Below are 12,933 nucleotides of genomic sequence, written 5' to 3'. Positions count from 1 at the left end.
CGGCAGCGGCTCGTCTTTTCGGTTTGTTCCCCCGTTATCGTTGCTCGCCGCCATGGCCTTTATGCGCCATTCGTGCTAGTCAACCGTTTGGAATCGGCGGTAAAAATGCCATATTATTGTAAGAAAAAGGGCGTAACCGGCAACTGAATACCAATGGCTCCATTCGGCCGTGTGGGTGAACAAGCCGTACATTTCGGCTTTGGCTTCCAATGCGGCCGCCAATGCCGCCAATGCAGCGATGAGCCCAATGCGCCCAAAGCGGCCAAGCCGCTCCATGAGGCCAAGAAAGAAGACGGCGCCAAGCGGAAGAACGACGGCCGTAAAGAAAATATCGATCGAAAAGACGGAGGGAAAGGGCCGTTTGGGGAACGTATACAGCCCTTTTTCAACCAAATATAAATCCAAGTACGTCCCAATCCATGAGGCGAGCAGCGCGGAAGCCACGTAGGCGCGACGGCGGCTAGCGCGCATGAAAGAAGGCGTGTTTGGCGATGATCGCCAGCTCCATTTTTTCGAGCGTTTCACAATAGGCATCCACAATCTCTCCATTCGTCGGTCGTTCCGGTTTTACAAGGTAGCCGACAACGTGCGGGTCGGTAAACCAATCGCCGGGTTCGGCTGCTTCATGGACGACGTTTTTCCACGCGTGACGAAGCTGTGGGCTGTACAGGCGCGGGGCGCCGGGAACGATTCGGCAATCGCGGATGCGGCGGCGGTACGGCTCCCGTGGGAACGATTCGCATACGTCGTTAAACAGCTGCGGCCAATAGTCTTTGCGCGAGCCGGTGTGCGGATGGCGCACCGCCCAGCGCACAGCGTTTTCCAATGTTTCTTCATCGTCAAACAAAATCGAGTACAACCGTTTGCCAAGCAAAATGCGTTCATGGAGCGACTCAAACTCGTGGAGTGTTTGGCCGATCAAGGCGGTGCCGCCCTGGCCATCGTCATGCGGAAATAAAATATGGTTGAAGTGAAGCAACTCTTGCAATTTAAATTCGAGGGTCCGAAAGACGGTTTGCCGGAACACAGGATGTTGGATGACCCGCTGTTCTAAGTAGCTTTGTTCATTAATAACCAAGGCGATCGCCAGTGTATACGGATCGCCGCGGTTCCAAAAATGGCGCCATACCGTTTCCATAAACGTTGAGACGCCAAGCCACGGCAATAAATAAAATAACGGCTCCCCCGCTTTTTGCTTTCCTCATACAACAAAAACTGTGGATAAATGTCTTGAAAAATGAGCCAATTGCCGCGCTCCAAAAAGGCGAAAAACGACTGCCGCTCGCCTTCCGAGAGCAGCCTCATGAGCAGTTCCCCTTTTAAGTCGGTCATATTCCAGCCGCCGTTGCGCGACACCATATGCCCTAAAAACGCCCAGTGGATTTCGCGATGGCGCAAGTAAAACGCAAGGTAAGCCGCTGTCCGGGTGACATTGTTTTCGTTTTGTTCCGCCGTCATCGCCTGGATGCGGCGGATGAGCTGCTGCTCTTTGGCTGTTAGATCGCGTTGTGATATCGTTGTTGCTCCTTTCTTTCTCTTTTTCTTCAGCTCCCGATAAAGATCAACGAGAGAAAGGGGAAGAGACGAGGTTTTTGATTTTCGGCAACGCATGATGAATCCCCCTCTTGGCGCATCGCGGGTTTGCGAATCGAATAAATATGGAAAGAAGCAGATTTTCGAAAAAGGAAGGCGATGAATAGTGACGGATGAACGAAGTGCGCTCATCGATGCGCTCAAACGGTCGCAAAGCGCCGACGGATCGTGGCGGTTTCCGTTTGAAACCGGTATTTCCACCGATGCCTATATGATCATTTTATTGCGGACGCTCGGAATCGATGATGAACCGTTGATTCAAGCGCTTGTCGAACGGATCGAAAGCCGACAGGAAGCGAACGGGGCGTGGAAGTTGTTTGCCGATGAAGGCGATGGCAACGTGACGGCGACAACCGAGGCGTATTATGCCTTGCTTTACTCTGGATATCGAAAAAAAATCGACTCGCACATGCAAAAGGCAAAAATGCGCATTTTGGAAATGGGCGGCCTAGAACGCGTCCACTTGTTTACGAAAGTGATGCTCGCATTGACTGGACAGCACCCGTGGCCAAGACGGTTTCCGTTGCCGCTTGAATTTTTCCTTCTTCCCCCGTCGTTTCCGCTCAATATGTATGACCTTTCCGTGTACGGAAGAGCGAACATGATTCCGCTTCTCGTCGCCGCGGAGCGACGGTACAGCCGGAGGACGGCGAAAAGCCCAGACTTGTCCGATTTGGTTGTTTCCCGCAACGACTGGCGGCTGCCTGAAAGCCGATCGCTATGGTCGTACATCAGGCGATCTCTCATCGGACTTCCGAACCAGCTGCATCATGCCGCCGAACAGCGCGCCGTCCGTTATATGTTTGATCATATTGAGCCGGACGGAACGCTGTACAGCTATTTCAGCTCGACGTTTTTGTTGATTTTTGCGCTGCTCGCGCTCGGCTATCCGAAAGATGATCCGTATATTCAGCGGGCTATCCGTGGTTTGCGTTCGTTTCGCACCGAGATCGACGGGCATGTGCATATGCAATATACCACCGCTTCCGTTTGGAACACGGCGTTGGCGAGCTATGCGCTGCAGGAAGCTGGCGTGCCGCCGACCGATCGGACGATTGAAAAAGCGAACCGCTATTTGTTGTCGCGCCAGCATATCCGCTATGGCGACTGGGCGGTGCACAACCCGTACGGTATACCGGGCGGCTGGGGATTTTCTGATGTGAATACGATGAACCCGGACGTTGACGATACGACCGCTGCGCTGCGCGCCATCCGCCAGGCGGCAGCGAAAGAGACGGCGTTTCGCCATGCATGGGATCGGGCGAATCGGTGGCTGTTTTCGATGCAAAACGATGACGGCGGGTTTGCGGCGTTTGAAAAGAACGTCGGCAAACGGTTTTGGTGGTATTTGCCGATCGAAGGAGCGGAATTTTTGTTGATGGACCCATCAACAGCCGATTTGACCGGCCGGGCGCTCGAATATTTCGGGACGTTCGCCGGGTTAACGAAAGACCACCTCGCCGTCGCCCGCGCCGTCAAGTGGCTGCTTGACCATCAAGAAGCCGACGGTTCGTGGTATGGGCGCTGGGGGATTTGCTATGTGTATGGCACATGGGCGGCGGTGACGGGGCTTTCGGCTGTCGGCGTTCCAATCGATCACCCGGCGATGCAAAAAGCTGTTCATTGGCTTTTAAGCATCCAAAATGCTGATGGCGGCTGGGGGAATCGTGCAAAAGCGACGGAGCCAAGACGTATGTGCCGCTTGGCGCCAGCACGCCGGTCCATACCGCCTGGGCGCTTGATGCCCTCATCGCCGCCGCCAAACAGACGACCCCGGAAATGAAAGCCGGCTTTCGCTCCCTTATTCGCCTTCTTCGCCATCCGAGTTGGACGGCTTCGTATCCCGTTGGGCAAGGAATGGCCGGCGCCTTTTACATCCATTATCATAGCTACCGCTACATTTTTCCGCTGTTGGCGCTCGCCCACTATGAGCAAAAGTTCGGACCGTTTGTGGATTAGCCAACCGTCCGTACGAGGCGGTGATGGAACGCTGCCATGGCATAGTGCATCACCCTCTCGCTGTCAGCGAGAAACGAAATATGACGGCACAAACATGCGCTTTTCTCTTTCTCTCACAGAAAAACCCGACAATTGCCGGGATTGAATCAGTTGGTTGATATATATAGAATATTCAGGTAATTATGAACAAAAAGATTCCGTTTATGTGAGGGGAGGAGAAGGATAGGATGATGAAAGGCTGCCGGGTGATGGTTGTGTTGCTCGGATTATGCTTTGTGTTCGGCCTATCGGTCCCGGGAGGGCGGACGGAAGCGGCATCCCTACGCGCCAATGATGCGCCGATTGTGCTTCTCCATGGGTTTACCGGATGGGGACGAGAGGAAATGTTTGGATTCAAGTATTGGGGCGGCGTGCGCGGCGATATCGAACAATGGCTGAACGACAACGGTTATCGAACGTATACGCTGGCGGTCGGACCGCTCTCGAGCAACTGGGACCGGGCGTGTGAAGCGTATGCTCAGCTTGTCGGCGGGACGGTCGATTATGGGGCAGCCCATGCGGCAAAGCACGGCCATGCGCGGTTTGGCCGCACTTATCCCGGCCTGTTGCCGGAATTGAAAAGGGGTGGCCGCATCCATATCATCGCCCACAGCCAAGGGGGGCAGACGGCCCGCATGCTTGTCTCGCTCCTAGAGAACGGAAGCCAAGAAGAGCGGGAGTACGCCAAGGCGCACAACGTGTCGTTGTCACCGTTGTTTGAAGGTGGACATCATTTTGTGTTGAGTGTGACGACCATCGCCACTCCTCATGACGGGACAACGCTTGTCAACATGGTTGATTTCACCGATCGCTTTTTTGACTTGCAAAAAGCGGTGTTGGAAGCGGCGGCTGTCGCCAGCAACGTGCCGTACACGAGTCAAGTATACGATTTTAAGCTCGACCAATGGGGACTGCGCCGTCAGCCGGGCGAATCGTTCGACCATTATTTTGAACGGCTCAAGCGCTCCCCTGTCTGGACATCGACCGATACCGCCCGCTACGATTTATCCGTTTCCGGAGCTGAGAAGTTGAATCAATGGGTGCAAGCAAGCCCGAATACGTATTATTTGAGTTTCTCTACAGAACGGACGTATCGCGGAGCGCTCACAGGCAACTATTATCCCGAACTGGGGATGAATGCATTCAGCGCGGTCGTATGCGCTCCGTTTCTCGGTTCGTACCGCAATCCGACGCTTGGCATTGACAGTCATTGGCTTGAGAACGACGGCATTGTCAATACCATTTCGATGAACGGTCCGAAGCGTGGATCAAACGATCGGATCGTGCCGTATGACGGGACGTTGAAAAAAGGGGTTTGGAATGATATGGGAACGTACAATGTCGACCATTTGGAAATCATCGGCGTTGACCCGAATCCGTCATTTGATATTCGCGCCTTTTATTTGCGGCTTGCCGAGCAGTTGGCGAGCTTGCAGCCTTAAAACGAGTATTTTGCAAAAAAGCCATCTCGATCGGATGGCTCTTTTTATGGAAAAGTTCCATGGGCAGCGCGCTTTGCCCTCCACCCGGGGATGAAATTCACGCGTCAGTCCTGCATGTTCACGGAAAAGTCTCATGGGCGACTCGCTCCCCTAAACCCGGGGATGAAAATGACTATCAAGAAGTATGCATGTTCACGGAAAAGGTCCATGGGCAACGGTTTGCCCTCTACCCAAGGATAAAAATGACCCATCCCAGCACGTGCATTTTCACAGAAGCGCATTATGTTGTATGACGGCCGCGGATGTCCGATGGTATAATAAGGGTAAAGCAAGCGGATGGGGGAATGGACGTGAAGCCGCCCGAGCGGCAAAAGGAACGGTATACGTATCAAGATTATGTCAAGTGGGACGGACGGTGGGAGCTGATCAACGGCGTGCCCTACAACATGGCACCGGCCCCTTCATTTGTCCACCAGTTTATCGTCGGTGAATTGTATGTCGCTTTGCGGGCATTTTTTCGTGAAAAAGGATGCACGGTTGTCATGGCGCCATTTGATGTACGCCTTGATGAACAGGCGGACTATGAACAGGCGAAGCATGTCGTGCAGCCAGATATCTCCGTCATTTGCGATCAAAGCAAAATGGGCAGCCGAGGCTGCGATGGTCCGCATGACTTGGTAGTGGAAGTGCTTTCGCCAAGTACAGCGTTGAAAGATCGGAACGAAAAGTATATGTTGTACGAACAGTTTGGCGTCAAGGAGTATTGGATCGTCGATCCGCTGCATCGAACGGTGGAAGTGTACGGCCGCGGTGAGAAAGGGTACGAGAAGCGGAGCGTCTTTGGCGAAGGCGACATGCTTGCCTCATTTTTGTTTGTGGAGTTGTCCATTCCGTTGACTGACGTATTTCAAAATATCGGGAGCGAGGGGTAAAGATGCGGCTGACAGAAGCGGAAGTGCAAGAGTTGCTTGAAAAAGCGGACGGCTGGAAGCTGGCCGATGAGCGGTGGATTGTGAAAAAATACCGTTTTCAAGACTACTTGCAAGGAATCGAGTTTGTCCGGCGAATCGCCGCGATTTCGGAAGACGCCAACCACCACCCATTCATTTCGATCGACTACAAGCTCATCACCGTGAAACTGTCCTCATGGCGGGCGAAAGGGCTGACGAAGCTCGATTTTGACTTGGCGAAGCAGTATGATGAGGTGTATAACCAGATGAAGCAGGGTGGAGGGGAATAATGGAAAAGCGAGTGGCACTCATCACGGGAGCCGCGCGGGGATTGGCTATGAAGTGGCGAAAACGTTGGCGGAACATGGTGCAAACGTGGTGCTCGTTGATTTGCGCCAGGAAGAAGTCGAGCAAGCTGCTCAGTCGCTTCGGGAGTTGGGCTATGAAGCGGTCGGCGTGAAATGTGATGTGACGGTTGAACAAGAGGTGAAGCAAGCGATCAACGAGGCCGTCAGTCGTTGGGGGCGCCTTGATGTTGTCGTGAACAACGCCGGATTGCAACATGTGGCGAACATCGAGGATTTCCCGACGGAAAAATTTGAACAGCTCATTCGCGTCATGCTTGTCGGCCCATTTTTGGCCATCAAGCATGCGTTTCCCATTATGAAACAACAGCGCTACGGCCGCATCATCAATATGGCGTCGATCAACGGGCTCGTCGGGTTTGCCGGCAAAGCGGCGTACAACAGCGCGAAGCACGGGGTGATTGGCTTAACGAAAGTGGCGGCGTTAGAAGGGGCGCCATACGGCATTACGGTGAACGCCCTTTGCCCGGGCTATGTGGACACTGAACTCGTCCGCGGCCAGCTCGCGGATTTGGCGGCGACAAGAAACGTGCCGCTTGAAAAAGTGCTGGAGGAAGTGATTTACCCGCTTGTGCCGCAGCGGCGGCTGCTGTCGGTTGAAGAGGTGGCCCATTATGTCCTCTTTTTGGCGGGCGAACAAGCTAAAGGCGTCACCGGCCAGGCGGTCGTGATCGATGGCGGGTATACGGCGCAATGAAGCGCAATAAGCCCTTAGCCTCGCAAAAGGCTAAGGGCTTGTTGCTTGGTCGTTCAGCTAAGAGAGAATTCAAAGCTCGCGAGGATTTTGACTTCTTTCCCGACGAGGAATCCGCCAGTTTCGAGCGCGACGTTCCATACCAACCCGTAGTCTTCGCGGTTGATCGTTCCTTCGACATCAAAACCGACCGAGATGCCGCCGGTGAGCGGGTTTTTCACTTGGCCGTTGTACTCGACTTTGAACGTTTCCGTTCGCGTCACGCCGCGGATCGTCAGCTTCCCGGTCACTTCATATTCCGTGTCGGACAGCTTGCGCACCGATTCGCTGACAAAGGTGATCGTTGGATGGTTTTCGACATCGAAAAAGTCGGCCGAGCGGAGATGATTGTCGCGGTCGGCGTTTTTCGTATCGATCGAGGCGGCGTCAATCGTCGCTTTCACTTTCAGCGACTCGAGTTCGTTGATGTCGCCTTCGACCTCAACGTCAAAGTTGGTGAATTCCCCTTTCGCTTTGGAGATCATCATATGTCTCACTTGGAAGGCGACAGAGCTGTGCGCTTTGTCGAGTTGAAAGGTCGTCATCGTTCTCCTCCTCTTGTTCACGTAATGATCACATCATTATCATAGCAAACATATATCTCGAATTCAAATATTTTTTATTAAAGTTTTTATTGGCGTGGAGAACAGACGCCCATCCATGATAAGATGAAGATGAAACGGTGGACGGAAAGGGAGAAAAAGATGAATGAACTTGGCATTTTAGCGAAAATTGAACAGCAAATGGAACGGTTTTCACCGGCGGAAAAAAAGGTAGCCGCCTACATTCTCGATCATGCCGAGCTCGTGCCAAATATGACGACGAAGGATTTGGCTCAGGCGGCTGACACAAGTGAAGCGAGCGTCGTTCGTTTTGTCTCATTCGTCGCTAGTGAAGAGAGGCGCAGTTGGCTGTTGGCATGGCGACGGAAAAAAAGATTGACCTGTTCTCAAGGCAGCATCATCATGATTGAGAAGGCTGGTGATTGAAAAGGAAGCGCAGCTTCATCATACCTCGTTTCAAATTGGGAAACCTTATAAAACGTTGTTCTTCTTCGCATCCGAGGATCGCCGATTGAAAAGAAATAGCTATTTTTTACCAGCCTTTTAGACGCGCTTCAGCTCGAGAAAAAAAGCCGTTAAAAACTTCCGCACATTCATCCGGCATTCCGTCTCCATTTGGCCGCGCTCGAGTTCATTCATCCGCCGGCGGATGTCACCGAAATCAAACAGCCTAGGTGCGAAATGCTCAAACGTCGGGTTCGTGTAGTCAGTCAGGCCGAGGGAAGCGAGATGGGTGAACGCCTGCAGGACGAGGCGGCGGATGCGCTGTTCCATCGCCCGCGCTTCCTTGGCGGTTTCGCCAGGGGACAGGCCGTATTCCCGCTCGACGAGTTCTGCATACAGTTCTTTCAGCGGCGGCAGTTCACGGACGGGAAGGCCTTTTGCTTCTTGCTCGGCCAACCAGCGCACAACAAGAAGCACATCCGCGCTGCCCGCTTCGCCAGCGACCCCGAGAAGAAGGAGAAGCTGCTCAGCCTGCTGTTCCATGGCGGACGGCTTGGAAACGGCGGTGTCAGCCGTTTGCGGCTCAAGCCCTTTGAGCACTTGACGGATTGACTCGAGCGAGCGGACGGCGGAGAGATGATCGGCGACGCGTTTCAGCACGGACAGCACTTCATAGCGGTTGATCGGTTTTTGAATGTACGTGTCAATGCCATGCAAATAGGCTTGGCCGATCATTTCTTTGTTTTCCACTTGCGAGATCATGATGAATGTCCCCGGAAATCCTTCTTGGCGCAGCGCTTTGATCGTCTGAATTCCGTCGCGCCCCGGCATTAACAAGTCAATGAGCACGACGTCTACGTGAAGCAAGTCGGCCGCGCGGACGTTTAGCCCATCTTCTGCACAGCCGACCACCTCGCCGAGCCCGGATTCATGAATCAATTTTTCAAGCATCTTTCTCACAACAGGGTCATCTTCGATTAGAAAAAAACGGAGCCCCATCTTCCTGTTCTCTCCCTTCCTTGACTTGCCTATATGACGGCATTTCCTTGCCGATCAGCGTTGCGATCGGAGAACATTTCGGCGGCGGACGGTGTGTCTTGCAGGAGGCGGGCTGTCGGCACGGCAAGACGAAACACCGTCTGCCCCGGCTCGCTTTTGACAAGCTGGAGATGCCCCCAAGTGTTTGGGCGATATCGCGCGCATGGGTAAGACCGATGCCTGTTGACGGATTGCCTTGGCGGTCGTATTTCGTTGTAAATCCGGGCTGGAAAATCCAGGCGATGTCATCAGCCGCAATGCCGGGGCCGGTGTCTTCCACTTCGATGATCAGCTCGCTTCCGCGGAGACGCGCATGCAAGGTGACGTCGCCTGCCTTCTCAATGGCTTCGACGGCATTGGATACTAAGTTGTTGAGCACGGAAAGAAGCGGATACAGCTGATCGGTCATAAGATCGATATGGCCGTTGTACGAAAAGGTGATCGTTTTTCCGGATAAGTTGGCGTATTTTTCATTGGCGCGAATGACCATGGCGCACAGTTCGGCGATCGGCACGCGTCCGCGCACCGATTGGCGGCCGATGAGCTTAGACAGGCCGGCGAAAATACGTTGCATATCTTTTTTCGTCTCGTGAATATGTTCGGCAAGCTCCAGGGCGACGCGCGGTTCAACGTGTTTTCGTTCGATCAGCCGCGAGTAAAGGTCATAGCTTTGGCGCGTCATGTCTTCCATGAGAGCCATTGATTTTTGCAAGTAAAACATTTCTTCGTATAATCCGCTGCTCACCATCATGAGCCGCTCGAGTTCTTGCTTTCTCGCTTCAGCGAGTGAACGGACATGCTTTGTCACCCACATATTGTAAACGCCAATCACGCAAAAACTGCGCAAAATGGCGAACAACCATAAGACGATGATCGTTTGGCCGCTTAGGGCAAACGGCTCGCCCATCCCATATCGGATCGCTAGTTCACAGGTGTTCGCCAAAAAGTCGAGCGCTGCTCCAACCGTTCCAGCCCGAATCGGTGCGGCCATTCGTTGGCGAAACCGAACAGCAGCCGCCATCATGGAAAAGCTGATATAATACCCCGCTGCCGGGAGATGGGTCAGCAGACTCTCAGAAATCGACATTTCTCCGGTCAACGAGTCCAGAAAGACACGAAACCCAACGACCGCTGCTCCGGTGCTTGCGCCGATGACAAGCGGTGAAAGGGAGCGAAAGGCGACAAGCCCGAGAAAAAAGACGGCGCTGCCGAGTGAGACGCGAAACGGGCTGTCAAACGGGTTCATTTTCATTTCACCGAGAAACGCAGCAGCCGAAAGCAAAAGCAAAAGAAGCCAAAGCGGTTCTTTTTTCGCTGGTGTCAGTGGACGTCACCGCCTTTGTGAAAGTCGTGAACGAATCTCCAATTCTATTATATAACAGGAAAGCGAAAACAACGGATGATTTTCGTGAAAAAATCTTCATTCCCCTTTTGGCGCCTCAACGAGTGATGGAAATGAACGCTCAAGGAGCGAGCGGTGCAGCGAATGGCAAGAAAAAACCGTATGCCCCAGCTAAAAAAGGGGATACGGTTTCCTTATCGCTGGCGGTATTCCAACCGGCGCGAAACGAGCGACAGCGAATAGTTGACGATAAAGTACATGAACGCCACGAGGATGAAAATTGGGATGACAAAATTGACGTTGCGGCCGTTAATGATTTGCGCATGGTTCATCAATTCCGGCAACGAAATGACAATGGCCAGCGACGTATCTTTCAATAAGGAAATAAACTGGCTGACGATCGGCGGCACCATGCGCCGCAATGCTTGCGGCAAAATGATGTACCATAGCGTCTGCCCATACGTGAGCCCTGATGAACGGGCTGCTTCGATTTGCCCTTTATCGATCGACTGCAGGCCGCTGCGGACGATTTCCGACAGCATGGCCGATTCAAAAATGACCAAGGCCGAAATGGCGGCATATAGTTTATCCAGCTTTAATCCAACTTCCGGAAGGGCGAAATACGTAAAGAAAATGATTAATAACAGCGGCAAATTCCGGATCGTTTCGACCAGCACGGCGAGCAATTGGGAAAGCACCGGAATTTTCGTATAGCGAATGACCCCGATGATAATGCCAAAGACAAAACTCAACACAATCGAAATGAACGCCACTTCCAATGTGACGAGAAACCCTTGAAGCAAAAACTTCAAATGGGCGGGCGCGTAAGCACCGGCAAAATCCATCATTTGGCCTCCTTTCCTACCGCGCCTTGAGCAACCGGCGCTCTAAGTAGCCGACGCCAAGGCTGAGCGGGATCGTTAAGACGAGGTAAAACAAGGCGACGAAAATATAAACGTCAAAGGTGACGAACGTTTTCGAGGAAATCAAGTCGCCGTAATACATTAAATCCAATCCGGCGATGACGCCAAGCACCGAAGAGTTTTTCACCAAGTTGATGAACTGGTTGCCAAGCGGCGGAATGACGATTTTCACCGCCTGCGGCAAGATGACGTAACGCATCGCCTGTAAGTAGGTCAACCCGGAGGAACGCGCCGCTTCCATTTGTCCTTTCGGAACGGCTTGAATGCCCGAGCGGATCGCTTCGGCGATAAAAGCAGCGGTATACACCATCAGTCCGAGCGTTCCGGCGGTAAACGAGTCAAAGCGAATGCCGACGGCGGGCAAGCCCATAAAAAAAACGAACACGATCAACACAAGCGGGATGTTGCGGATAAATTCCACGTACGCCGTTCCGATCCAATTGAGCGGGCGAATCGGCGCGATGCGGAAAATGGCGATGAAGGTCCCTAAAGCCAAGCTGCCGATCAGCGCCAGCACGCTGGCCTTGATCGTATGGCCAAACCCTTGCATATACAAATCCCAATGTTCAACTAAAATAGAATAGCGCAACAAGGCTAAACGCCTCCTTTCCTCGCTGACTCATGGCCTGTCCTTTGGGCAAACAGGTGGGCGGATATGTTCCGCCCACCGTTTCGCCTGTTATTGTTGCGGCTTTTTGCCGATCCATTTTTCGTAGATCTTATCGTATTCGCCGTTTTCTTTAATTTCTTTTAAGTATTCGTTGATGACTTGCAGCAGTTCTTTGTCTCCTTTGCGGACGGCGATGCCGTACGGTTCTTCGGTGAACGTTTCATCCAGGACGCGATAGTTCGGATCTTGTTTCGCCATGCCCCAAAGCAGCGCGTTGTCGGTTGTGAGCGCATCGCCTTGGCCGGCTTTCAATGCGGTAAACGCCTCCGCGTAGTTTTCAAATTCAAGCACGTTGACTTGCGGCGCGACTTTGCGGATGTTTTCCGCCGATGTCGATCCTTTCGCTGTCAAGACCGTCATGCCTTTTTTCAAGTCTTTCACGCTGTTGATCGGGCTGTCTTTTTTCACAAGCAGCGATTGGCCTGCCATAAAGTACACATCCGAGAAATCGACTTCTTTTTTCCGTTCCTCGGTGATCGTCATCGTGGCGATAATAGCATCAATTTCCCCGTTGTTCAACATCGGGATGCGCGTTTTGGACGTCACTTCTTTCAATTCAATTTTGTTTTCATCACCGAGAATTTTTTTCGCCAGCCCTTTGGCAATATCAATGTCAAATCCTTCGACTTTGCCCGTTTCCGGGTTTTTCAACCCGAATAAGTTTAGATCGTATTTGACGCCAACAACAAGCTTGCCGCGTTGTTTAATTTTTTCAAGCGTATTGGCCGCTTCCGTTTTTTCTGACGATGTTCCGCCTTCCCCTTTGTCCGTCGTGCTGCAGCCCGTCAACGCGACAGCGCTCAATAAGGCCGTCAAGGCGACGGCGATCCACCATTTCCATGTTTTCTTTTTCATGAACAAAACCCCCTTTG

At 52.7% G+C, this 12,933-nt stretch carries 10 protein-coding genes and 4 pseudogenes; 6 read left to right on the top strand and 8 right to left on the bottom strand.

The window, feature by feature from the left end:
• Nucleotides 1-75 precede the first annotated feature (75 nt).
• Together A0V43_RS07590 and A0V43_RS07585 are read right to left on the bottom strand one after the other, a co-directional pair.
• The gene (locus A0V43_RS07590) at nucleotides 76-471 is read right to left on the bottom strand and encodes a CBO0543 family protein (RefSeq protein WP_063192785.1); all 396 of its coding nucleotides are present in this window, start codon (nucleotides 469-471) and stop codon (nucleotides 76-78) included.
• Nucleotides 461-1,611, bottom strand: a pseudogene (locus A0V43_RS07585) (DUF2515 domain-containing protein). Before A0V43_RS07585 ends, A0V43_RS07590 begins: the two are co-directional and overlap by 11 nt.
• 88 nt (nucleotides 1,612-1,699) lie before the next feature.
• On the opposite strand from A0V43_RS07585, the pseudogene shc reads away from it, so the two are divergent.
• The 5 genes and pseudogenes from shc (at nucleotide 1,700) to A0V43_RS07560 (ending at nucleotide 7,045) form a co-directional block, all read left to right on the top strand.
• Nucleotides 1,700-3,552 (top strand): annotated as a pseudogene (shc, locus tag A0V43_RS07580) (squalene--hopene cyclase).
• A 230-nt stretch (nucleotides 3,553-3,782) separates the two neighbouring features.
• Nucleotides 3,783-5,033: an esterase/lipase family protein gene (locus A0V43_RS07575; protein ID WP_063193832.1), complete on the top strand. Its 1,251-nt coding sequence runs from the start codon at nucleotides 3,783-3,785 to the stop codon at nucleotides 5,031-5,033.
• Between the two features lie 344 nt (nucleotides 5,034-5,377).
• A complete protein-coding gene (locus A0V43_RS07570) occupies nucleotides 5,378-5,965 on the top strand; it encodes a Uma2 family endonuclease (protein WP_063192784.1) in 588 nt (195 codons plus the stop codon).
• A gap of 2 nt (nucleotides 5,966-5,967) precedes the next feature.
• Nucleotides 5,968-6,273, top strand: coding sequence for a 4a-hydroxytetrahydrobiopterin dehydratase (locus tag A0V43_RS07565; protein ID WP_063192783.1), 306 nt, complete (start codon nucleotides 5,968-5,970; stop codon nucleotides 6,271-6,273).
• Nucleotides 6,273-7,045: pseudogene (locus tag A0V43_RS07560) on the top strand (3-hydroxybutyrate dehydrogenase). Before A0V43_RS07565 ends, A0V43_RS07560 begins: the two are co-directional and overlap by 1 nt.
• A gap of 53 nt (nucleotides 7,046-7,098) precedes the next feature.
• On the opposite strand, the gene A0V43_RS07555 reads toward A0V43_RS07560, so the two are convergent.
• Nucleotides 7,099-7,626 (bottom strand): YceI family protein, encoded by a 528-nt coding sequence (locus A0V43_RS07555; protein WP_063192782.1) that lies wholly within the window; start codon nucleotides 7,624-7,626, stop codon nucleotides 7,099-7,101.
• A gap of 129 nt (nucleotides 7,627-7,755) precedes the next feature.
• Here A0V43_RS07555 and A0V43_RS07550 point away from each other — a divergent pair, with 129 nt between their 5' ends.
• On the top strand, nucleotides 7,756-8,070 hold the full coding sequence (locus tag A0V43_RS07550) for a MurR/RpiR family transcriptional regulator (RefSeq protein ID WP_236930989.1): 315 nt from the start codon (nucleotides 7,756-7,758) through the stop codon (nucleotides 8,068-8,070).
• 117 nt (nucleotides 8,071-8,187) lie between these two features.
• On the opposite strand, the gene A0V43_RS07545 is transcribed toward A0V43_RS07550, so the two are convergent.
• The 5 genes and pseudogenes from A0V43_RS07545 to A0V43_RS07525 all read right to left on the bottom strand — a co-directional run bounded on the left by A0V43_RS07545 (nucleotide 8,188) and on the right by A0V43_RS07525 (nucleotide 12,916).
• Nucleotides 8,188-9,087, bottom strand: coding sequence for a response regulator (locus A0V43_RS07545; protein WP_063192780.1), 900 nt, complete (start codon nucleotides 9,085-9,087; stop codon nucleotides 8,188-8,190).
• 29 nt (nucleotides 9,088-9,116) lie between these two features.
• Nucleotides 9,117-10,372 (bottom strand): annotated as a pseudogene (locus tag A0V43_RS07540) (sensor histidine kinase).
• 290 nt (nucleotides 10,373-10,662) lie between these two features.
• A complete protein-coding gene (locus A0V43_RS07535) occupies nucleotides 10,663-11,313 on the bottom strand; it encodes an amino acid ABC transporter permease (RefSeq protein WP_033025580.1) in 651 nt (216 codons plus the stop codon).
• Nucleotides 11,314-11,329: 16 nt separating this feature from the next.
• Nucleotides 11,330-11,983, bottom strand: coding sequence for an amino acid ABC transporter permease (locus A0V43_RS07530; RefSeq protein ID WP_063192779.1), 654 nt, complete (start codon nucleotides 11,981-11,983; stop codon nucleotides 11,330-11,332).
• Between the two features lie 87 nt (nucleotides 11,984-12,070).
• The gene (locus A0V43_RS07525) at nucleotides 12,071-12,916 is read right to left on the bottom strand and encodes a glutamate ABC transporter substrate-binding protein (RefSeq protein ID WP_063192778.1); all 846 of its coding nucleotides are present in this window, start codon (nucleotides 12,914-12,916) and stop codon (nucleotides 12,071-12,073) included.
• Between the last annotated feature and the right edge of the window lie 17 nt (nucleotides 12,917-12,933).

Source organism: Geobacillus sp. JS12, from assembly GCF_001592395.1.
Lineage (GTDB): Bacteria > Bacillota > Bacilli > Bacillales > Anoxybacillaceae > Geobacillus > Geobacillus zalihae.
The sequence above is the reverse complement of the archived record's forward strand: the minus strand, read 5'-3'. Positions and strand labels throughout refer to the sequence as shown.